General features: G+C 44.6%; 17 protein-coding genes and 1 tRNA gene. 8 read left to right on the top strand and 10 right to left on the bottom strand.

Annotated elements, in window-relative coordinates:
- Positions 1 to 156: 156 nt before the first annotated feature.
- The gene (locus tag KUV50_RS17300) at positions 157 to 1,992 is read right to left on the bottom strand and encodes an ABC-F family ATP-binding cassette domain-containing protein (protein ID WP_222581448.1); all 1,836 of its coding nucleotides are present in this window, start codon (positions 1,990 to 1,992) and stop codon (positions 157 to 159) included.
- A 943-nt stretch (positions 1,993 to 2,935) separates the two neighbouring features.
- Between KUV50_RS17300 and KUV50_RS17295 the strand changes: the two genes are divergently transcribed.
- Both KUV50_RS17295 and KUV50_RS17290 read left to right on the top strand, forming a co-directional pair.
- Complete coding sequence (locus KUV50_RS17295) at positions 2,936 to 3,484, top strand: hypothetical protein (protein ID WP_222581447.1); 549 nt, start codon at positions 2,936 to 2,938, stop codon at positions 3,482 to 3,484.
- Between the two features lie 128 nt (positions 3,485 to 3,612).
- Positions 3,613 to 3,897 carry a hypothetical protein gene (locus KUV50_RS17290; protein ID WP_222581446.1) on the top strand — a complete coding sequence of 95 codons (285 nt, stop codon included), beginning with the start codon at positions 3,613 to 3,615 and terminating at the stop codon, positions 3,895 to 3,897.
- Positions 3,898 to 4,218: 321 nt separating this feature from the next.
- On the opposite strand, the gene KUV50_RS17285 is transcribed toward KUV50_RS17290, so the two are convergent.
- From KUV50_RS17285 to KUV50_RS17270, 4 genes are all read right to left on the bottom strand, one after another.
- Positions 4,219 to 6,309 carry a carboxy terminal-processing peptidase gene (locus KUV50_RS17285; protein ID WP_222581445.1) on the bottom strand — a complete coding sequence of 697 codons (2,091 nt, stop codon included), beginning with the start codon at positions 6,307 to 6,309 and terminating at the stop codon, positions 4,219 to 4,221.
- 263 nt (positions 6,310 to 6,572) lie between these two features.
- Positions 6,573 to 8,735 (bottom strand): sodium-translocating pyrophosphatase, encoded by a 2,163-nt coding sequence (locus KUV50_RS17280; protein WP_222581444.1) that lies wholly within the window; start codon positions 8,733 to 8,735, stop codon positions 6,573 to 6,575.
- 455 nt (positions 8,736 to 9,190) lie between these two features.
- A complete protein-coding gene (locus KUV50_RS17275) occupies positions 9,191 to 10,432 on the bottom strand; it encodes an alpha/beta hydrolase (protein ID WP_222581443.1) in 1,242 nt (413 codons plus the stop codon).
- Between the two features lie 347 nt (positions 10,433 to 10,779).
- A complete protein-coding gene (locus KUV50_RS17270; protein ID WP_222581442.1) occupies positions 10,780 to 12,183 on the bottom strand; it encodes an MBL fold metallo-hydrolase in 1,404 nt (467 codons plus the stop codon).
- Positions 12,184 to 12,377: 194 nt separating this feature from the next.
- Between KUV50_RS17270 and KUV50_RS17265 the strand changes: the two genes are divergently transcribed.
- The 4 genes from KUV50_RS17265 to KUV50_RS17250 all read left to right on the top strand — a co-directional run bounded on the left by KUV50_RS17265 (position 12,378) and on the right by KUV50_RS17250 (position 15,920).
- Positions 12,378 to 12,451, top strand: a tRNA-Ala gene (locus tag KUV50_RS17265).
- A 323-nt stretch (positions 12,452 to 12,774) separates the two neighbouring features.
- The gene (locus KUV50_RS17260; RefSeq protein ID WP_222581441.1) at positions 12,775 to 13,005 is read left to right on the top strand and encodes a ferrous iron transport protein A; all 231 of its coding nucleotides are present in this window, start codon (positions 12,775 to 12,777) and stop codon (positions 13,003 to 13,005) included.
- Between the two features lie 4 nt (positions 13,006 to 13,009).
- Positions 13,010 to 15,121 carry a ferrous iron transport protein B gene (feoB, locus tag KUV50_RS17255; protein WP_261395362.1) on the top strand — a complete coding sequence of 704 codons (2,112 nt, stop codon included), beginning with the start codon at positions 13,010 to 13,012 and terminating at the stop codon, positions 15,119 to 15,121.
- Positions 15,122 to 15,149: 28 nt separating this feature from the next.
- Positions 15,150 to 15,920 (top strand): lysophospholipid acyltransferase family protein, encoded by a 771-nt coding sequence (locus KUV50_RS17250; RefSeq protein WP_222581440.1) that lies wholly within the window; start codon positions 15,150 to 15,152, stop codon positions 15,918 to 15,920.
- 352 nt (positions 15,921 to 16,272) lie between these two features.
- On the opposite strand, the gene KUV50_RS17245 is transcribed toward KUV50_RS17250, so the two are convergent.
- Positions 16,273 to 16,947, bottom strand: a complete 675-nt coding sequence (locus KUV50_RS17245) for a T9SS type A sorting domain-containing protein (protein ID WP_222581439.1) — start codon at positions 16,945 to 16,947, stop codon at positions 16,273 to 16,275.
- 158 nt (positions 16,948 to 17,105) lie between these two features.
- Between KUV50_RS17245 and KUV50_RS17240 the strand changes: the two genes are divergently transcribed.
- Entirely contained in the window at positions 17,106 to 18,428 is a 1,323-nt protein-coding gene (locus KUV50_RS17240; protein ID WP_222581438.1) for an NAD(P)/FAD-dependent oxidoreductase, read from the top strand.
- On the top strand, positions 18,425 to 19,819 hold the full coding sequence (locus KUV50_RS17235) for a 4Fe-4S binding protein (protein ID WP_222581437.1): 1,395 nt from the start codon (positions 18,425 to 18,427) through the stop codon (positions 19,817 to 19,819). The genes KUV50_RS17240 and KUV50_RS17235 overlap by 4 nt, the downstream gene beginning before the upstream one ends.
- A gap of 424 nt (positions 19,820 to 20,243) precedes the next feature.
- On the opposite strand, the gene KUV50_RS17230 is transcribed toward KUV50_RS17235, so the two are convergent.
- The 4 genes from KUV50_RS17230 to KUV50_RS17215 all read right to left on the bottom strand — a co-directional run bounded on the left by KUV50_RS17230 (position 20,244) and on the right by KUV50_RS17215 (position 23,443).
- Positions 20,244 to 20,477 (bottom strand): anti-sigma factor family protein, encoded by a 234-nt coding sequence (locus KUV50_RS17230; RefSeq protein WP_222581436.1) that lies wholly within the window; start codon positions 20,475 to 20,477, stop codon positions 20,244 to 20,246.
- A 38-nt stretch (positions 20,478 to 20,515) separates the two neighbouring features.
- Positions 20,516 to 21,160, bottom strand: coding sequence for a sigma-70 family RNA polymerase sigma factor (locus KUV50_RS17225; protein WP_222581435.1), 645 nt, complete (start codon positions 21,158 to 21,160; stop codon positions 20,516 to 20,518).
- 206 nt (positions 21,161 to 21,366) lie between these two features.
- Complete coding sequence (clpX, locus tag KUV50_RS17220; RefSeq protein WP_222581434.1) at positions 21,367 to 22,614, bottom strand: ATP-dependent Clp protease ATP-binding subunit ClpX; 1,248 nt, start codon at positions 22,612 to 22,614, stop codon at positions 21,367 to 21,369.
- A gap of 142 nt (positions 22,615 to 22,756) precedes the next feature.
- Positions 22,757 to 23,443 (bottom strand): ClpP family protease, encoded by a 687-nt coding sequence (locus KUV50_RS17215; protein WP_222581433.1) that lies wholly within the window; start codon positions 23,441 to 23,443, stop codon positions 22,757 to 22,759.
- Positions 23,444 to 23,503: the final 60 nt, after the last annotated feature.

The raw sequence follows: 23,503 nt of genomic DNA, 5'->3' as shown, positions 1-23,503 counted from the left end.
TCAAGCCGCCGGCTTGGTCTATCTGCGTTGATCTGGGTATCCTGCAGGCACCGTCCTTGACATTTGTCGTCAGGAAAAATAATAATGCTTCGAATTTTGTTCCACTTGCAATAGTACATAGCCGATCAGATCAGACAAAATCCAAACCCCACCCTATTAACTTTCCAGTGCTTCGACAGAAGCCTCCCATTCGCTTTCTTTTGCAGCGATATCATCTTTCACCTTATCCAACTCTATATTCCACTCCTTGATTTGTTCCGGTGTGATATTGGTTTCTTGAAAACGATTTTCAATGTCCGTCTTTTTCGATTCCAGCTTTTGAATCTGATTCTCTACGCTTCGAATCTTTTTCCTCAATTCATATTCATTTTCTGCAGACCGGGGTTGTACCTGATTTTGGGGTGCGGCCGGAGATTGGTCGCGGGACAAATAATCATTGTACGATCCGTTGAAATCCTGCACGTTCCCGGCACCATCCAGTATAAACAAGTGATCGACGATTTTATCGGTCATATAACGATCGTGGCTGGCCAGAAGAATGCACCCTTCAAATTCCATCAAAAACTCTTCAAGCGTATTCAAAGTCAGAATATCCAGGTCATTAGCCGGCTCATCCAGAATGAGGAAGTTGGGATTGGTCATCAAGACTCGCAGCAATTGCAACCGGCGCTTTTCACCCCCACTGAGGAGAGAATAACGCACCCGGTGCCGGGGACGGGGAAACAAAAAACGTTCCATGAGTTGCTCTGCACTCAGCGAGCCCCCGTTCTTCAACGGTAGGTGGTCAGCCACAGAACGAATCACATCGATCATGGGGATATCAGTTTCGGGCAGCCGTTCTTCCTGTCGGAAATACCCAAACCGCGTGTTTTCTCCGGTGACAATTTTCCCGCTGTCTGGTGCAATCTCTCCGGTCAACATCTTGATAAAGGTAGATTTGCCGGTTCCATTCTTCCCCACCAATCCGATTTTTTCTCCTTTCTTCCATTTGTAGGAAAAATCTTTGATCAGATGGAGGTCTCCATAGGATTTGGACACATGGTGACACTCCAGGATCTTGGATCCCATCCGATGTGGCCGTATATTGAATACCAATTCCTGCCGGTAAATATCTTGCTGGGCTTCCTTCCGTATATCATCGAAGGCATCCACCCGGGCTTTGTTTTTTGTCGTTCGGGCCTTGGGCATTCGGTTGATCCAGTCCAATTCCTTTTTCATCAACTTTCGAGCCTTGGTCGTCGTAGTTTCTTGCAACACAGCCCGTTCTTCTCTTTTTTCCAAAAAATACGCATAGTTTCCGGGGTACTGATACAATTTTCCTTGATCCAATTCCAGGATTTGTGTACAAACATCTTCCAGGAAATACCGGTCGTGCGTGACCATAAACAGGGTCTTCGAGGGTTGAGCTAAATAGTTCTCCAACCAGTCAATCATTTCAACATCCAGATGATTGGTCGGCTCATCGAGTATGAGCAAATCCGGATCATCAATCAGGAGTCGAGATAATAATACTCGTTTGACCTGGCCTCCGCTCAAGGTACCCATGAGCCGTTGCGGATCCGGCACAAGCAGTTTCGTCAAAATTTCCTCAATCCTCGACTCAATGTCCCAGCCCCGACTGGCATCCATGGCCTGGACAGCTTCAGACAGAAGTTCTGCATCGTCATTCTGTCGCGCTTCCCGGTACATCCGCATCGCCTGAATCTCAGGCAGCGGATTGCTAAAGATATAATCAAGGATTGTCTTGCTTTCATCGATGTCTTCCTGCTGCGGCAAATAGCCCACCCGGATATCCGGATTGATATACAACCGAAAATCCCGCTGATCGGATTGCTCCTTTCCCGTTAACATGTGAATGATGGTCGATTTACCACTCCCATTGGGAGCCACGAAACCGATCTTGTCCCCCTGAGACATATGAATCGTCAAATCCTCGAAAAGCACACGGTCTCCATGGACTTTGGTCATATGTTCTGCACTGAGTATATGCATATATTGTTTCTGTAAAATGTTCAGTTACAAAGCTAAGAAAAATAACCATGGAAATAAGGTTGTAGATAAAACCACCGTGCGGCTACAACAACAGATAAAATTATCAGGCTTGTGATTTATAAATTATATTCTGAACTACGTTCAAAACGTGCAGCTCTTAGATTTACAAATATCGTGGGGTATTTGAATGGGACCATTAGTGCTCCAAATCATAAATACCAAACACTATTGATGGCTCCTTTTTTACCATATCTTCATCATCCAAATCTTTATACGATTCAGAATCTAATCCGACCTCTCTGAGGTCGTTCGTCGGAGTGCAAATAATTTAGCTAACCTAATTAGACCTCTCTGAGGTCTTTTATTTGCAAGGATTCTGACCCAGTCAGGGTCAGATTAGGTTAGATGGAAGTTAGAAAACCAACCTATATCCGGTGGCCAAAATTAGCCCGGTGAACGGATAAATAGATGAATATCAAAACTGATTATAGACAAATCAACGATAGGCCAAAATCAATTTTTACTGGATTATTGACCAGATGAATAAAGCGGGTTAAAGTAATTTGAGAGCCAGCGGCTCGGCACATTTTTAACCCATAAGTAAGTCGAAGATTTCATCCCATCTTCCAGAGCATTGTGGTTATCGCACTTCCTTGACATTAGATGAAAGTACCAAAGCGAAGCGTCCTAACTGCTAAAGCGCAGCGTCCCATAATAGGTGCCAGACACTATCCCACTCACAAGGCCCTCCCGGCAAGTGTCTGCCACCAACTGCTAAAGCAATGCGTCCCAATACCTAACAGCGTAGCGCCTTGTCAACTTATTACTACATCAACTTACAAGTTTGACTACAAGTCAACCTTCGGGGTGCCCCTATATTTGCATTGTCAAACGAAGACAAAACAATTAAAAATATATACTCACAACCCACAACTTAAGAATTATGAAAAAACTGATCATCCTTTCCACTTTAGCTCTTGTTGCAATGGTTTTCACATCCATTAATACCACTGCTCAAAACACCACAGCCACTACTCAGGTTAACATCAACCTGTCCGATGTCATCTCAATCGACCCGGGAAGTGCAGCCGATGGAAGCACCGTAGAATTTAATTACAATACTGCGGCAGACTACAACTCAACACAGACCAAGAAAGTACCCAAAAGTCTTATTGTCACCTCTACGAAAAGTTTTGACGTCAATGTCAAAGCCAATGGTGCAAACTTTGAAAAAGGCAGCGATTTTATCCCGGTTAATGTACTGACCATCAAACCAGTGACTGGCGGGACAACGACCATGACCGGCACACCTTCCAATGTGGTCTTGTCGACTTCGGACCAAAAACTGATCGCCGGAGCGGATCTGGGAAGTTCATTGGTTTTGGATCTTGAATATGTGATTCCACAAGCAAAATCATCTTCTTCGGACATTCTTGGGAAACCTGCCGGAACGTATACTCAAAAAGTAACTTACACCGCCACTGCGTTGTAAAACAATAAAAGCTAAACCTCAGAAGAATCCCAAAGTGGCGACCGTTACTTTGGGATTTTTTTTGTTACCTGGACGTTGCAGATTTTTCTAGATGAGTATCTAGTCCACATACTTAGCACAAACTAACTATGACACTGGAAGAATTGACCGCTGCTCTAAACCTAAATGAACCTTCGGAAGGTTTATCGACTCACGAAAAAGCACTTTGGTATACTCATCACGATAAGTGGGATAAGGCCCATGATCTGGTCCAGGAAGAAGATGACGCACTAGCAGCGTTGATCCATGGTTACCTTCATTATTTGGAGGGAGATCACTGGAACGGTGATTATTGGTACCGTCGTTCCGGATATGATGTTCCGGAAGAACGGGATCAGCAATGGAACTACATTTTGGAACAAGCCAGTGATTAATTGATCATGAGTGGTTGGTGGTGATTGATGGTAGATCACCTACATGCCTGACCACGGCAGGTAAACTAAGCAGTTGGTCATTAAGGTGGACTGCATGGTGTGCTTCTTGCTAATCAGATGAATCTTCAGTCAATTGATCCTGATTTTTGGAAACTTACGAGCACCTACACCTCAGAGCTTAGAACCTAATTGCTTTGAGCTTTGAGCTTAAAACCTCTTTGCTTAGAACCTCTTTACTTTGAGCTTGAGCTTAGAACTTCTCTGCTTTGAGCTTTGAGCTTAGAACTTCTCTGCTTTGAGCTACTCTGCTTTTCCGTTTAATCACGGCTGACTCTCAATCAAGTCATTGACGATCCACAATGCTTCGTTGATGTATACATCTTTTTGAATATCCGACATTTCTTCCTGGTTTGCTGCAATCAAGGAGGAATCAATCTGGATTTTTTCCAGGTCTTTGGGGTAGTTGTACACTTTGATTTGTTCATTGACCTGATCGAGATCATTGAACTTATCAGATCGTGATTTCCGTTTTTTCTCCAGCGCTTTGAGCTCTTCCAGGTCCAGTGGGGTGATGCTTTGGTTACGCACTTCTTTCAAATATTTCGCATATTCATCAATCTTTGAAAATATCGGATTTCCTTCAACCCGTTGTTTCGAATTGGCTTTGATCACATCCATATTGGCTATGTTGAATACGTCCTGGTTGTATTTAAGCGGATCGATCTTCGTCCATTCGAGGGGATTGTCATAATCCTTTTCGCCCATCTCCATATACATGTAGGTATCCGGCAGAATGATATCCGGAATCACACCGCGAAGCTGTACACTCCCTCCGTTGATCCGGTAATACTTCTGAATGGTTAGTTTCACATCACCCAGGTTACCGTAGGGATTATTACCGCGGAAAGCCTGATCCAGTTGAAAAAATCGCTGGACCGTTCCTTTTCCAAAAGTAGACGTACTACCCACGATCACTGCCCGATTGTAATCCTGCATAGCCGCAGCCAGAATCTCAGACGCCGATGCTGAAAAATGGTTCACCAGGATAACCAGGGGGCCATCGTAATGGGATTTCTTGTCTTTATCTTTCCAGATGTACGGATCATCTTTGCGAGATTTGACCTGTACGATCGGTCCACCTTCGATAAACAAACCACTGATATCAACCACATCACTCAAGGATCCACCGGGATTGAAGCGCAGATCGAGGATTACCCCTTCTACATTTTCATCTTTCATTTTTTCCAGCTCTTCGGCCATATCGGTCGATGATCTCTTATCGCCATCAAATTCAAAATAAAAACGGGGAAGCTTTATATAGCCTATTTTTCGATTAATTTCTTCATCATCGATTATAAATGATTTGGCAAAGCTCTGTCCAATCTCCACCTCGTCGCGTATGATCGCTACCTCTTCCATCGTTCCATCGGGTTTTTTCACAAACAACCGAACCGTGGTTCCTGCTTCACCACGTATCAGCTGCACCACATCATCCGTTCGCCACCCCCGCACATCAACAGGTTCTTCATCACCCTGAGCCACTTTGGCAATCAAATCCTTGGCTTCCAATTCTTTTCCTTTCCAGGCCGGACCACCGGGTACGATACTGACCACCTTGGTATATTCACCATCTTTGGTCAACCGGGCACCGATGCCTTCTAATTTACCAGACATGTCGATTTCAAAATCTTCTTTCTTTTTGGGACTGAAGTAATTCGAATGCGGATCATTCGCCATGGTAATGGCATTCATGTATTGATCAAATAGGTCCTGTTCACGCAAGAAATCTTTCATTCGATCAAAATACCGGTCATACATTTTCTTGGTTCCTTCGCGGGCCTCCTTTTCAATCTCTTCGAAGGTCTGTGCCTCATCTTCTTCTAATTTTGCATTCTGTTTATCAATGATTCGGCTCACCGTTTCGTACTTCAGCAATTTGCGCCAGTAATCTTTTAAAGCTGCGGTATCTCGCGCAAAATCGAGCTTTTCAGGGTCTCGTTCCAGATTTTCATCCACATCATAATCAAAGGGTTCCTTCAATATGCTCACATAAAATGCCTCTGCACGGTCAAAGGCATTTTTATAAATGTCATAAGATTGGTTAAAAAAGGTCAGATCAAATGACCTGATCTGGTCATCTAGTTGATCGAGATTGGTTTTGAGTTGATCGACTTCCTCGCCGGTAAAAAATTGTTTTCGCCCGTCCAGCGATTCCAGGTATATATGAAATACCTCTTCGGCATAGGCATCGTCCATTTCATGCGGCGAAAAATGCACATAATCCACAAAGGTATTAATCCCCTTCATGATTACTTGTTCTTTTGTAAGTTCATCCAGGTTTTCACCGTCAAACTGGTTGTATATAAAACCACCCAGAACAACGACCACTAATACCAATCCTCTTATTATCATTTTATTCAATTTTGAAGGTCTTTTAGTTTAAAAGATCAGAATGCACATATAGTTCACTTGGAACGGCAAATAAAATCTTTGAAGTTATGGAAATCTCCATGGTAATAACATAATATAGCCTGATTTTCTTGTTTCATCATCCAAATTTAGACCAACATTCGGAAAACTACGCTAAAATTAAAAAAACCGGTTGCATGGAGTCCATACAACCGGTTTGATTCATAATTTTTAAAAAACAGGGTACATGTGAATTGTACTCCGTTTTATATAAACGGCGCAATAACCAAGGCAACCACGGACATCAGCTTAAGCAAGATGTTCAAGGAAGGACCGGAAGTGTCTTTGAACGGATCACCCACCGTATCACCAACCACCGTGGCATTGTAAGCTTCAGATTGCTTGTTGTAAATTTTTCCATCAATCTCAACGCCCTCTTCCACCATTTTCTTGGCGTTGTCCCAGGCTCCACCAGCATTGGATTGGAAAATTGCCATCAGTACACCGGTAGCCGTTACACCAGCTAACAATCCACCCAGCATTTCGTCTCCAAAAATAAATCCAATAAAGACTGGTGTCAAAATAGCCAACAACCCTGGAAGAACCATTTCTCGAAGGGAGGCTTTGGTTGATATTTCCACACACTTGTCATATTCTGCTTTCCCGTCTGCTTCTAGATAGATCCGTTGATCTTCAGCACTCCAGGTGGATACATCATTGCTCGTATTTCTGTTCATTACATCCAGTGCTGCTCGAAGCTCTGGTATGTCATTGAATTGTCGTCGTACTTCGTTGATCATATCCATGGCAGCTCGTCCAACCGCATTCATGGCCATCGAGGAGAACAAAAACGGCAGCATCGATCCGATCAACAGTCCGGCCATTACCGTTGGTTGAGCAATATCGATGGTTCGCAAATTGGTCGTTTCCATAAAGGCAGCAAACAAAGCCAAAGCAGTCAGCGCTGCCGATCCAATGGCAAAACCTTTACCAATAGCCGCTGTGGTGTTTCCGACAGCATCCAGTTTGTCTGTGCGTTGACGGACTTCTCCGGGCAGATCAGCCATCTCAGCGATTCCTCCTGCGTTGTCAGATATCGGTCCATACGCATCGACCGCCAACTGAACGCCGGTGTTGGAGAGCATTCCTACCGCAGCAATAGCGATACCGTACAATCCTGCAAAATGATAAGACCCCATAATAGCGGCAGCCAGGATAAGAATCGGAAGCGCTGTAGACTGCATTCCGACACCCAGGCCAGAAATAATATTGGTCGCAGAACCTGTCACCGATTGTTTCACAATACTCGTTACAGGCCGGGTTCCGGTTCCCGTATATTTTTCGGTTACAAATCCAATCAGCAGTCCGGCAACCAGCCCAAAACACACGGCCCAGAAAACACCAATGGAATTGTACGTATGGTCATGAAATGTCCACGAAGCAGGCATGATCGTTGTGATCAGAATATAAGTCACGATCAACATCAGCACTGCTGCCACTAATTCACCCGTGTTCAGTGCAGTCTGTGGATCGCCTCCTTCTTTTACACGAACGAAAAATGTACCAATAATCGAGGTCACAATTCCAATACCTGCTAAAAGCAAAGGCAAGAGAACCGCATTGAGTCCGCCAAAAGCATTGGTCACTTCAAATCCGGATAAACCCAGAAAAGCCGCTCCCAGTACCATCGTTCCGATAATTGATCCAACATAGGACTCAAATAAATCAGCACCCATACCAGCTACATCACCCACATTATCCCCTACGTTATCAGCGATCGTGGCCGGGTTCAAAGGATGATCCTCCGGGATCCCCGCTTCCACTTTTCCGACCAGGTCAGCCCCCACGTCAGCGGCCTTGGTGTAAATACCTCCACCAACCCGGGCAAACAATGCAATGGAAGATGCACCAAATGAAAATCCGGTCAATACCTGGATCACTTTAGCGGGCTCCCACCCCATGCTGCTGTAAACGATGTAAAGAACGCCAAGGCCTATCAAACCCAGACCTACTACCGCCAGCCCCATGACAGAACCACCGGCAAAAGCCACCTCAAGCGCCCGACCCAATCCGGTTCGTGCAGCATGTGTCGTTCGTACGTTGGCTTTGGTCGCCACACGCATGCCAATAAATCCAGCCAATGCAGAACAGATTGCTCCAAAAACAAATGACAGCGCAATCAAAGGGTGTGACCCCTCGGAAACCGTTCCACTGTAAAGCAACAATCCAGCCACGATCACTACAAAAATAGCCAGCACCCGGTATTCTGCTTTGAGAAATGCCATCGCACCGTCAGCAATATTCTTTGCGATCCGAGCCATCAGATCAGTTCCCACCTCTTGCTTGGATACCCACGCGGATCTCCAAAACATATACATGATGCCTAATACACCAAATAATGGAATAATATAAGTAATTGTTTGTCCCATTTAATAAACAGATTTTAACGTTAAATTTTAAAGTTGGTAAAAGTACCAATTTAATCGGGGTTGTGCAAGGAAACAACCGTTCTTTGACGCAGTGATTAAAATAATTGAAAACGAAGTTCGCTCATCCCGGTTTATTCATGAATTTATCGTTCTGCAGATCTGAGGCAAAACTAAACGGATCCGGAACAAAACGAAGACCACCGATGGTCAATCCATTTTACGTACAAATTTAAACGCACAAAATCTCTGTCATGCAGTGATCGGTTGTGCGGAAAGCACATTCATACGACGGTCGGTCAATACTCCAACCCGCCAATGGCGAAACTTAATAGAATGAACGGTCTTTATTCTAATGTGTCATTGGTGTGTCATTGGACAACCTGTCCATCCAGCCGGGCTGCATCGACTCTCGTCCAAATGCACTGTCTTTATCAAGAGGGGTTGCCATTAATCCGCTACGGTTTTTTGTTATAGAACAATTGTTGATATACCGCCTGTTGCCGACTCTTCTGTCCATGCACCCGAAATACGAAGTATCCGGACACAGTGCTGTTGAACGAAATCTGCTGTCGTCCCTGATTAAGCTCTCCCGACTGAATGGTACGCCCCCACAAGTCTATAATCTGATAGCGCATGGGATTATTTTCACGATTCTCAACAATGAGCTCTTGCCCCACCAGCGTGTTGACAAGTTTGACATCCGCAGGTACTATAGCCAGCGGGTTGTTGGTCGTCAGACATACCGATTCCTGGATCTTCATCAGTCCGGTATCCAGTACCTTCAGCAGGGGATCCCGATACAGTGGTATGTTATCATATATATTTGAATGTCCCCCCCCTTCGAAGGTATACAAATAAGAGTCCACTCCTTTTTCCGTTAATCTTTCATCCATGGGTTTGCTTCCATACAAACCTATCACTCCATTGGCCAGACCATAGTCATAATACACCACGGAGTCCTTGTCGCCGTGAATGGAGATTAACGGGGGTTCACCCGCATCGATCCACGCCGTATCAAAAATCCCACCACTCATATTGAGACCGTACACAATCTCATATTTCTCCGAATCACTCTCAAATAATCCACCATTGTTCTCAAATGCAGTCGACAGAAAATCCGGCAAGCTGTCCTGCGCATCGATATACAAACGGTGATTGATCGTCACAGCTCCGGCACTGGCTCCCCCGATGACTATATGATTTACGTCTACTTCCGGAAAATCGCCCGTACCATTCACATCCACCACAAAATCAATCGCGGTCTGTAAATCCAACATTGCTTTGACCACTACATCCACGATATCCTCCCTAAAAGGTACGCCACCGAGTATGATAGACCAAGTCCGATAGCTTATAGAAGCCACCACAAACCCCTTGGACACCATCAAACGGGCTATTTCTTCCATGTCTCCTTTGTTCCCGGCTTCTGTGATAAATGACCCGCCGTGCAGAAGAAACATAATCGGTTGCACCGCATTCGTGTTTTCTGTAGAGAAATACAGGTCCAGATCCAATTCAACGGAGTCAACATTAAAATTATTTCGAGGTGCTTCGGCCCGGCCATATTGCAACTCAACTTTTTGAATGGAACTAAATTCATTGGTCGTAAAATCTGAATTGCAATAATCCTGCGCAGAGAGGAATAAAGGAGCCAGGATAATAATCAGTATTAATTGAAGGTCAAATTTGAAATGCATCTGAGGTATGTTTTAATAATTTGTTTTCGGTTCCATGTTTCTTTACCCTAACCATACTCGTAGCAGGGTCCAGGGCATACTTAATTTCGAGTCCCCTCGATGAACTGCGATTCTTGTTACCACCGGGGAAACCCTACAAGATATTTTTTCGAAGGTACTACCCCTGTCCGATTTATACGTATAGATGATTTGACATCTGGAACCCTCCCAGCGATCAAACCCAATTCAAATCAGTATATACCACATCGGTCAGTTTGCGCACATTTTCTTCAGCAGGGGAGCGCTCGCCAACCCAAAGGCTGGCTGCAAGTAACACACGCCGCACATCAGCAAATTACAACTTTTTCTCAGGATTCCGGATATAATTTCACCGTATCTCGCAAAGCTGGAATTTCAATGGGGCCAAACCCCCGTTTTTCAAGAAAAGCCTGCCAGGCCACCTGCACATCGTAATCTCCATGTACCAGGTAAAGGCCTTTCAGCGTTTGTTGGTTTTTCAGGAAGGACAACATCTCCCACCGGTCACCGTGAGCAGATAAGGCGTCGATCCGTTCTACCCGGGCTTTGACCTGCAACCACTGACCAAACAGCTTCAGTCTGTCCACGCCATTGATCAGCATCCCGGCCGGCGTGGAGGGAGTGGCATATCCCACCAGCAGGATGGTATTATCCGGATCTTCCAGGTTATTGGCAATGTGGTGTCGGACCCGCCCCGCGTTGGCCATGCCGGCTGCACTGATAATCACACAAGGGTCTTTTTTATCATTTAAGGATTTTGAAAATTCCACACTGCGTACATAGGTCAGACTATTGAATCCAAATGGATCATCATCCTCCAACAAATATTCATTGAGCTCATCATCATAGCATTCCGGGTGCGTGCCGTATACCTGCGTAGCATTGATGGCCAGCGGGCTGTCCACATAGATTGGAATATCTTTGGGCAACAATCCTTCGTTGAACAACTGATCCAGAATATATACGATATCTTGAGTTCGTCCGACGCTAAACGAAGGGATAATTACCTTCCCGCCTTTTTCCACGCAGGTTTCCCGAATAATTTTCAAAAACAATTCATCTTCGATGGGCTTACTGATGTGGTCCCGATCACCATATGTGGATTCACATATCAGATAATCGAGTGGCGGCATTGGCTCCGGATCCCGCAATATCGGTCGATCAGGTCGTCCTATATCACCGGAGAAACCGATGTATTTGTCACCATCCACACGCAATGTTACCGATGCAGACCCCAGAATGTGTCCGGCATCTTTATACATTACTTCCACGCCATCATGAATGGTAAACCATTGATCGTAGCCGACCGACCGGAATAGCTTCATGGTTTCGGTCACATGCTTGGTTTCATACAATGGTGTGATGGTGGTCGTGTCTCCTCGTGATTTTGCCCGTTCATTTTGATATCTGGCATCATATTCCTGAATTTTGGCACTGTCCAATAACATGATTGCGCAAAGACTCCGGGTCGCGTGTGTACAATAAATACTCCCTCTAAACCCACTTTTGACCAAAAACGGCAACCGGCCGGAATGATCGATGTGGGCATGCGACAGAACGACACAATCGATTTCCGAAGGATTGAAATACCAGTTTCTGTTGAAATCTTCCATGTCATCCTCATTCCCTTGATATAAACCGCAATCCAATAAAATCGTATAGCCATCATCCAATGTCACCAAGTGAGCGCTGCCCGTTACTTCCCGTGCTGCTCCACAAAATTTAATTTCCATATATTACGCCGTGTTTAGAATTCCAATATTACTAAAAATATGACAGGGGAAATAAAAATAATAATTATCTACATGGTTGTTTTATTTGTGACAAATAAATAGTAGTTTTGCGAGCAGTTTGGAAAAAGGTGAATGGATTTTTACACGACACTCACACCCCACACTCACACTCACACCCACACCCACACCTGTATGGGGGATTAGCTCAGTTGGCTAGAGCGCTACACTGGCAGTGTAGAGGTCATCGGTTCGAATCCGATATCCTCCACTTTTTTGATTTCAGATTTTATTTTTGTCCGCCGTAGTATTTGCGAAGAAAGATTACAGACCTAAGATGAATTCTGAAGCTTTCCTTTCTTCTCAGCGCCAGCCCGCGTTAGCACACCCATCTCTATTTTGATTCTCTACCTAAAAACCCCATCAACCTTACAAACCCCATCAACCCCATCAACCTTATCAACCCCATAAACCAGTATAAGCGACCGGCCGTTCGTCTCAAACAACAAAAAATTAGCGAATACTTTCCTTTCAAAATAAAGATAATTTCCCTTATTTTGCACTAGTTTAGTTTTTGTCTAAATAAAAATAACTATGTCGCTCACCACGCTTAATCACATTGCCTGCCACAAACCAGTCACCATAAAACGCATAGAAAACGCCTCGTGTTCGGCCCGGTTAACCGAACTGGGCTTTCTGCCCGGTACCACGACAACCGTCATACGGAAATCCCCTTTCGGAAGCACCTTGTATGTCAAACTTAACACAAGCCACATTGCTTTGCGTAAAAAAGAAGCCGCGCAGGTAATCATCCAGGAAAATTAAGCGGATGATGACAGAAAAAGCCATCCAGGTCCCGACGCGCCAGGTCGTTCTGGCGGGCAATCCCAACAGCGGAAAGAGTTCACTCTTCAACCGGCTGACCGGCATGCGGCAAAAAACCGGTAACTACCCCGGTGTCACGGTCGATAAAAAGACCGGCCGGATGATCCTGTCGAATAGGAAATCGTACAAAATTACCGATCTGCCGGGTTCGTACTCCATATTCCCGACTACGACAGACGAAAAAATTGCCGCCCGTGAAATCATTAACTCTGCAGATGGGCAAGACACTTTGTTCGTATATGTAGCAGACGTCACCAGACTGGACAAACAGCTTCTGCTCTTCACCCAGATGCTGAGTATGGGCAAACCCATGATTCTATGTCTTAACATGGCTGATCTGATCCAGACTGACCCGGTCGAACTAGAGCGAATTTTCAGCAAAAAATATGGCGTACCCGTCGTAAGCATTTCATCGAAAAAAGGTCTCGGTGTTGATCGGCTAAAAAAGAAAATAGAAACATATCATTTCAACCTGCCGTCACACCGTGATGACCCATTTTTCAATAGTCAGGATTTATCTTTCCGATCGGGTGCTTTCACGGCCAAAAGCTACGATTACATCACTTTTGTAAAAGATATTCATGCCACGAAAGAAGTTACATCCAAAAAAGAAGATCGAAACACAGCGAATGGAACTACCCGTAAACAGCAGATATTAAATGCACAAGTGCAGGATACGATGAAGCGCTATGCGTTGATCGAACCTTTCCTGCACAAGCTACAGCCTCTGATAACTTCAGACCCTTCCAGAACAGATCTTCTGGATCGGATTTTGACACACCGCTGGTGGGGTCCGGCGGTTTTTTTTGGATTAATGCTCCTCATATTCCAGGCCATATTCGCCTGGGCCCAATACCCCATGGCATGGATTGAAAATGGTTTTGCAGCGCTAAACAATATAATCTATGCCACATTTCCATCTGGATGGATGACCAACTTATTGACGGAGGGCATCCTGGCGGGCATTGGTGGCATTCTCGTGTTTATTCCTCAAATAGCCATATTGTTTTTCCTGATCGGCATTTTGGAACAGACGGGGTATATGGCACGCGTGGTTTTCATGATGGACAGTACACTACAAAAGTTTGGCATGAATGGGAGAAGTGTCGTAGCTCTGGTGTCGGGTGGAGCTTGTGCCATACCGGCAATCATGAGCACCCGGAATATTGCCGGATGGAAAGAACGCATGATCACCATCATGGTCACGCCCCTGATTAGTTGTTCTGCCCGAATCCCGGTATATGCTCTGTTGATTGCTATGGTCGTTCCCTATCAAAAAATTGGGGGTATATTTAATTTGCAGGGATTGGCCTTCGGACTGATGTATTTTCTGGGTGGCTTTATGGCACTGGCTGTAGCATGGGTTCTCAAAAAAATATTGAGAGCACCTTCAGAAAGCTTTTTAATGATGGAGCTTCCGGATTATCAATGGCCGGACTGGAGCACGATCATCTTCAATGTCTACAACAAGGTCAAAACCTTTGTCATAGAAGCGGGGAAAGTAATTTTTGTAATCAGTATTGTATTGTGGTTTCTGGCTTCTTATGGTCCTTCCGACCGCATGGCCGAAGCCACACAACAGGCAGAGCAGGAATCCATCAGTCAGAATCTTTCTCCGGAGGAAACAGCGAATCTCAAGGCGACCTATCAAATCGAAAACTCCTACGCCGGTATTTTGGGCCATGCCATCGAACCGGTCATCCGGCCAATTGGATTTGACTGGAAAATAGGTATTTCACTGATCACTTCTTTTGCCGCGCGGGAGGTGTTCGTGGGTACCATGGCAACCATCTACAGCATTGGTTCAGAAGAAAACATCAAAGGCATTCAGGAAAGCATGGAAAAATCCACGTTTTCAGACACCGGTGAAAAGGTGTACACACCGGCCACCATCTGGTCCCTATTGCTATTCTATGCCTTTGCCATGCAGTGCATGAGCACCCTGGCTGTGGTCAAAAAAGAAACCGGGAGCTGGAAATGGCCAGTGATCCAGTTTGTATATCTTACTCTTTTAGCTTATTTTTCGAGTTTTCTGATTTACCAGATATTGAGTTAGCAAATAAAATTCTGAAAATAAATCGTCATTGTCCAGAATCGCAACCCATTTTATAGCCGGATTGAAACTCACATTATTTTTTGGAGTATTGGTGGTTTCCATTGTGGTATTAAGTATCCGATTGATTTTTGCAGCGGAAAAGAACAAGCAAAAAATTAAATTCCTCGCTCGCCGGCGGTTTTGCAAACACGCCAACTGGATTTTGGGTGTCCGACTGATCGTTTTGGCCAAACGCCCACCGGAAGGGTGTTATTTATACATCAGCAATCACCGTTCTTTTTATGATCCGGTGGCATTTCTTTCCCATTTAGTGGCCAATCCGGTGTCCAAAGCCGAAGTGTCCCGGTATCCTATTATTGGCTGGGGAACCCGCCTGACCGAAGTGCTGATGCTGGACCGAGGCAAAAAAGAAGATCGGCAAAAAATGAAATTTCGCATTTTTGAAAGCCTGCGTGACGGAACCGACATACTACTTTATCCGGAAGGAACCACCCATACAGGGCCGGGCACGGGATCGTTTAAAAAAGGAGCTTTTGAATCCGCGGTTCGGGCACAGCGATCTGTCATTCCGGTAGCTATGGAATATCCCAATGAGACCTATTACTGGTCAGATCGTCCCCTGTATGACCAGTTTTTGTATCAGTTTATCACCGCCCGGAATCGATCCATTTATCTATCTGTGGGTGAACCGATTTCAGACCCGGATCCCATCACCCTGATGAACCGAACGAAAGAATCGATCAATCAGCAAATTATGAAGCTGCGACAGGTGCGTGCGCAAGATCAAGATGTAGATTAACCCTGAGCACCAATGCTACAGATCAATGTAATCCGCTTTATTCACCACGTCAATCTATTGCGATACATAATATACAGTGGATCAATTGCTTAAACTCCAAAATTGGCCCTATTACATCCCCCACTTTTGGATGACGTGTGACTTTTGCGGAATAAGTCCATGCACCCCCTTCGGAGATATCAGGTTCCTGCATAATCGCCCCGGATAATCGCTCGACTAAAAGAAGAACAACATTGCAAATTCAATAGTTGATTGAATGGTACCCAAAGACAGTACCTGTTTGGGTTCTTATCCTGCTTGCAAAAATAGATTGGAAATTGTCGGAAGACCTCCGGATGGGCTTTCGCGGTTCTTACCGCTTACTCAACCGAACGGTCTTGATCACCTGCTCTTTATCATCGATCAGTCTGATAAGATACAAACCCCGTATTAATTCAGAAACGTTGTACTTCGCTTTGTGTGAAGCTTTGAATCGCTTTACCTCCTGCCCCACGAGATTGATCACTATTACTTCTTTCAATTTATCAACACCATCCACGGAGAAATATTCCGTGGCCGGATTCGGATAAATCCGCACTTCTTCCTGGCCTGCCATGGGAGCTAAAGTCGTTGCCGCATCATTGATCGTAAAAGTCATTTCAGCTTTGTTATCCAGCTGGTCAACCTCTGCAACCGAGATCTTATACACAGCACTTCCAGCTTGTCCATTGGGATAATAATGAAAATCAAAATTACTGGAATCACGTGCTGCGATGGAGAATTCACTTTCAAACTTTGAAGGATTCCAGCAGACCACATTATCACAGATGGCAGCCTCAGCCATTTCAGGCTTTGACTGAGCTTTTTTGACCCACTTCAAGGTCAGTTCTGCATCGCTTTCATTGACCACATACCCCTGGGTTACGTATTCGCTATCCGGGTTTTCAACATCGATTGATGCATCCATTGGATACACGGAAAACCCTGTTTGTGAAAACAACACAGTAATCATCAGCGTAAAGAATGTGATAAGTAAAGTTTTCTTCATGAAATTGCCTTAATTGAATTAAATGTACTAATTTTTACCCGCACGACCCGGAATTTTGAGAATTTTAACGGTTTCATGACAATAAGGACGCATATATTTCCTTGTCATCACGACAAATATATTAATATTTTCCATAATATGATCGCTAAACGGAGAAAATGCAAAAAATAGTCATTATCGGGAATGGAATCAGCGGTATTACTGCTGCGCGACATATACGTAAGCGGTCACAATCCACCATCATTGTTATCTCCAAGGAAACGGATTATTTCTTTTCCCGTACGGCACTGATGTATATCTACATGGGACATATGCGGTATCAGGATACAAAGCCTTATGAGGATTGGTTTTGGAAAAAAAACAACATAGAGCTCCGCCGGGCCGAAGTAACCCATATAGATTTTGATAAAAAATCGCTTCATCTGATACCGGCAGGGCCACACACCACGAACGAAGAGTCGACTCGGATGAGGTATGATGAACTTGTCATTGCAACAGGGTCATGCCCCAATAAATTTGGCTGGCCCGGCCAAGACCTATCAAACGTATTTGGGCTGTATTCCTATCAGGACCTCGAACGCCTGGAAGCCATCAGTGAAGAAATAGAACAGGCCGTCATTGTAGGTGGCGGGCTCATCGGGATAGAGTTGGCAGAAATGTTGCACAGCCGGGACAAAGAGGTAACTATGTTGGTGCGTGAAGAAAATTATTGGGACAATGTTCTGCCGCCGGATGAAGCGCAGATGGTCAATGATCAAATCCAGCGCATCGGCATAAAATTACACTTAAACACCGAACTCGGTGAAATCGGAGGAAACGCATCGGGCAAAGTGACTGAAGTACGCACCACCTCCGGGCTGGTTCTACCGTGTCAATTTGTGGGTTTGACAGCAGGTGTACACCCCAATATAAAGTGGCTGGATTCGAATACTCCACTGGAGACCGACCGGGGCATTTTAGTGGATGAATACCTGGCGACCAATGTCCCACATGTTTATGCAATAGGAGATTGTGCACAACTGCGCAACCCACCGCCGGGACGCCAACCCATTGAAGCGGTCTGGTACGTTGGTCGGATTATGGGAGAAACCATAGCGCATACACTGACAGGGCACCGGGTCAAATATCAACCCGGCACCTGGTTTAATTCCGCAAAGTTCATCAATCTCGAGTACCAGGTCTACGGGGAAGTACCCCCGGTCATCGGTCCACCATTCGAGAGTTTTTTTTGGCAACACGCCACCAAAGATGCCGCTCTGAGAATGGTTTATCATACTGAGACTCGTCAAATTATCGGTTTGAATGTTTTGGGTATTCGCTGGAAAATGGATGTCTGCACCCAATGGATTGAACGAGGTGCGACCATCGATCATGTGGTACAGGAAATGAGACACGCCCATTTTGATCCTGAACTTCATAAAAAATATTACCCCGAAATCAAGCAGCAATTCGCTAAACGCCAAAATAGCCGCATCGCATGAAATATTCGAACATTTCTCTAGCCAACCCAAATCCTCATTTTGTCACCTGGCAGCAAAAAACCGCCGTTGCACTGGGAGGAGTAGGTTTACTGTTTATGGTTATTTCTTTGTTCAACCTTACCCAGGCTCTATACCAACCATTGTACTTGTATGGTTCGCTGACCTTGATGGCCATCGGTGTGACCTGGTATTCTGTAGAATTGTATAAGAATACCGAACCCGGTATAAAAAACGATGGGGTCTGGTTCGATTCACTGGTCAATCGGGGGCTTTTAGGCTGGGTACTGGGGGTAGTTCTCACCGCTTTTTATGTTCTTTTATATTGGTATCCCCAGGTGTTGGGACTGCACGAGGATGGACCAAATACAGGAATTGTCCACTTTTTTGATCCACTGAGTCAGGCGCTCAAAGGTCAGCCTTCTTCTCAATGGTTCGTATATGGGGTGCTATACACTTTTGCTATTTTGTTTTTTGGAATAAAATTTTTACTAAAATACCGACACAGTCGCTATCATACGATTCGCACGCTGTCGGTCATGTTTTTCCAATTGGTTTTTGCTTTTCTTCTTCCGGAAATACTGGAGGGGCTCAATGCTTCCACGCCGTACTACAACAAAGATTTTAAAAACATCTGGCCCCTACATTATTCTTTTTATTATGAATGGAACTTGAATGGCATGTTGGAGGGTGGAAAGCTCGGTATGTTTACGCTGGTGTGGGGAATCATGTTGACTTTTGTGATCACACCCATATTGACCTACTATTACGGAAAACGATGGTATTGTTCGTGGGTATGTGGTTGCGGCGGACTCGCTGAGACGGCCGGAGATCCATTTCGACATCTCTCCGATAAGTCCCTTAAAGCCTGGCAGATCGAACGTTACCTGATTCATTCGGTGTTGGTCTTTGTAGTCATTATGACGGGTTTGGTTCTATATACTTTTTTTAGCGGCAAGAGCCAGATTTTATTTCTCGATACATATCAGATCAGAGCCTGGTATGGATTTCTGATCGGTGCCACCTTCAGCGGTGTGATTGGCGTCGGTTTTTATCCGTTGCTGGGCAATCGCGTATGGTGTCGGTACGGCTGTCCAATGGCGGCCATCTTGGGCATCCAGCAAAAATATTTTTCCAGATTCCGTATTACATCCAACAGCGGCCAATGCATCTCTTGCGGGAATTGTTCCACGTATTGTGAAATGGGAATTGATGTCCGATGGTATGCACAGCGTGGTCAGGATGTGGTTCGTGCCTCCTGTGTGGGGTGTGGGGTATGTGCAGCTGTATGTCCGCGTGGCGTACTCCGGCTGGAAAATAAAAAAGACATATTTGGACGGGCGCAAAGATTGCGCGCAGAGGTGGTGACGGAAGATGTACATTATTCAGAGTAGCAATGATTTCTTTGTCACGGGCCGGATAAATATCATTCGAAAGTCTTGTGTATACTCCGGAAGTCTTTAGAAAGCTGTTTTGTCCCCGTGCTTTAGCCCAGAGTGTTAGATATCCTCCCAATATGGGTTTAGCCGATAAGAAAAGAAACACACTAAGAGCAAAACGCCTTACAATATACTTTCTGGAGCTGATTCAAACCTCCATTTCTAGCCCGCTTTATTCACTACGTCAATCTATTATGATCCATGATATGCAGTGCATCAATTGCTTAAATTCCAAAATTGGGCATATTTCATAGCCCAATGTTGGGTGACGTTTGACTTTTGCGGGCTAGGTGAAGAAGATTTACCCCAAAGAGCAAGTAGAGCAGCTGTTATCGACCCTGTAAATAAAAGATTAAATGTGATGTAGAATAAGTTCGGGTTAGTGGATATTATTCTTAATAAACTGGACAAAGTCTGGTTCGAGTTTGGGGCGGTCGAGCTTGTTTCGGATTAAAGACCGAAAGTGTTTTTCTTTTTCCACAGCTTTGCTCAGGGCAGGATCCTCTTGAATCTGATGTTGAAATTCTTGTTTTTGGTCCGGATCAAGCGCATTATCCAAATAAAGAGAAATTTGTTCCTGAACCTTGCTTTTCGGAAGGTTGCCATTATCCATTATTCAATTGTTTTATTTCTTTCTTTTAACCATGATTCTCACTCTTCCTCGGTAGACACCTCATCACCTGCCCGGTGTTCTCTTTCCAGGGCATTCTCGATCTTCCGTTGGCCCCGCTTATCCTCATACCCCATCCGACGGGCGTAGGACGCCAATTTTTCTTTGAGCATATTCCGTGCCCGATGTAGCCTGCTCCGCACTGTACCAATGGGAATATCAATAATTCTTGATATCTCTTCGTAGGTAAATCCTTCCACATCGCACAGGAGGATAACCGCTCGAAAATCCACCGGCAGTGAATTTACAGCCGAAGTAACTTCATCACCGATCAGATTGTCGAAGATCTCTTCCCGCAAATCCAGAAACTCAATGCTTGCCTGATCTTCCCGATCCTGATACCCGATGTAATCCTCATAATCAACTTTTGTGGGCCGCCGAACTTTTTTACGGTACTCGTTGATATAAGCGTTCTTCAGAATTTTGAACAACCAGGCCTTCGCATTAGTTCCAGGTTCGTAGGAATCTAGTGCGCGATAGGCTTTTAAAAACGATTCCTGAACCAAATCTTTCGCATCATCATCATTAAAAGACAGATGATAGGCAAACGTATGAAGTGCATCAATATTCGGCAAAAGTTCTTCTTCGAATATTTTATCTTTTTTACGCTTTGACAATTCAGGCATCGGATCCGTATAATTTTGGCAGGTGAAGATAAAAATTATAGTTTATAATATATAACACTCAGGGGCTGATTCCATAAGTTATTGACTGATGAATCAGCAGCCGGTCCGGCATCCAGGCACAAAAAAAGAAAGCCGGACATCTGACGACATCCGGCTTACCCATCTTTTTGTTAATTTCAGTGCTAATATACCACTTAATTATTTACTCAGGCTGCTTCACCCAGTTTTTTTATTTTTGATTTGTCAAATTCACGTTCAGCATATGCCCGGTCAATGACCAACTTATCAACATCTTCCTGGGATGGCATTTCATACATGGCGTCGGTTATGATCGCTTCACATATACTCCGCAAACCACGCGCCCCCAATTTATAATCCAGGGCTTTTTCTGCGATGAACTGAACCGCATCTTCCGTGACAACCAGTTCCACGCCTTCCAATTCAAATAATTTCTGATATTGTTTGATCAATGCATTTTTAGGCTCTGTGAGAATAGCAACTAATGCATCAAGATCCAGTGGGTTCAGATAGGTCAGTACCGGAATTCGCCCCAGCAACTCCGGGATTAACCCAAATTGCTTCAAGTCGTGGTGGTTTACATATTCCAGGATATTTTCGTTATTTCTCATGGCTTGATCTTTGGACTTGTATCCGATCACAGATGTATTCATACGCCGTGATATAATCTTTTCGACCCCATCAAAAGCACCACCACAGATAAATAAAATTTTCTCCGTATTGATCGTAATCATTCGCTGTTCCGGATGCTTTCGTCCTCCATAGGGTGGCACATTCACTTCAGCACCTTCCAGAAGCTTAAGCATGCCCTGTTGGACGCCTTCGCCTGATACATCTCTCGTAATGGACGGGTTGTCGTTTTTCCGGGCAATTTTATCAAGTTCATCGATATAAACAATCCCTTTTTCAGCCGCTTCCACATCGTAGTCACAGACCTGCAGTAATCGAGATAAAATGCTTTCCACATCTTCCCCGACATACCCCGATTCTGTAAACACGGTAGCATCGACGATCGTAAAAGGTACATTCAGTAATTTGGCGATGGTCTTGGCCATCAGTGTCTTTCCGGTACCCGTTCGTCCGACAAAGAGGATATTGCTTTTTTCGATTTCAATATCATCTTTGTTTATCATTTTTTGAGAGATCCGTTTGTAGTGATTGTAAACGGCGACGGACAAATATTTTTTAGCACTATCCTGACCGATGACATAATCATCCAGGAATGATTTGATCGATTTGGGTGTCATCCCAGCCGGAAGTTGGCCGTATGATTTTACGGAGGTGTCGTCCGACTTGGAGTCTTCCAGTTCGGAATGGATGATATCGTGCGCCTGTTCTACACACAACTCACATATATGTCCGTTGATTCCAGCGATAAGTACCAGAGCATCCTTTTTAGTACGTCCGCAAAATGAACATTTTACTTGATCTTCCATCGGAATTGATTATTGATTATCGAATACTATATTAATGGTCTTCGGGCCCATTCGTCCCGTTTACCGCACAGCTAAATGGTCGCTGTATCCTTTCTATGCATCCGGCAATGTGCGGCCGGATGCATCCGCATGCTGGAAATCCTTAAGACTGGGATCGCTCCAACACTTCATCCACCAATCCATACTCTTTGGCCTCCTTGGCAGTCATCCAGTTATCCCGGTCACTGTCTGCCTCGATTTCTTCAAAAGTTTTTTCGGTGTGTTTTGCCATGATCGTATAGAGCTCTTTACGCAACTGCTTGATCAGGTTGTACGAGATCTCCATGTCAGAAAACTGTCCTTGCATCCCTCCGGATGGCTGGTGAATCATCACACGGCTGTGCGGCAAACAGGTCCGCTTTCCTTTGTTTCCGGCACAAAGCAATACGGCACCCATCGATGCAGCGAGTCCTGTGCAAATGGTCGCAATATCAGGATTCACATATTGCATGGTATCGTATATCCCCATACCGTCGATCACGGATCCACCCGGACTATTGATAAACATCTGTATATCCCGGCTCGCATCAGTACTTTCCAAAAAAAGCAACTGTGCCTGCACCACATTGGACACATAATCATTAACCGGAACGCCGAGAAAAATAATACGATCCATCATCAGTCGTGAGAAGACATCCATCCCCACTATATTCATTTTTCTTTCTTCGATCACTTGTGGTGTAAAACCATGTATATTGGGAGCCAGAACACCCATTGCTTTGTCCAAATGTGCGGAATTAATACCTTGATCTTTGACCGCAAATTTTTTAAATTCTTCTCCGTAATTCATCAATATGATTTTAAATGGATAAAAACTGAGTGGCGAAATTGTTTATTCGTCCAGCGCCAT

This window comes from Membranihabitans marinus, from assembly GCF_019802045.1.
Taxonomy (GTDB): Bacteria; Bacteroidota; Bacteroidia; order Chitinophagales; family Saprospiraceae; genus Membranihabitans; species Membranihabitans marinus_A.
This window is presented reverse-complemented; position numbering and strand designations above follow the sequence as displayed.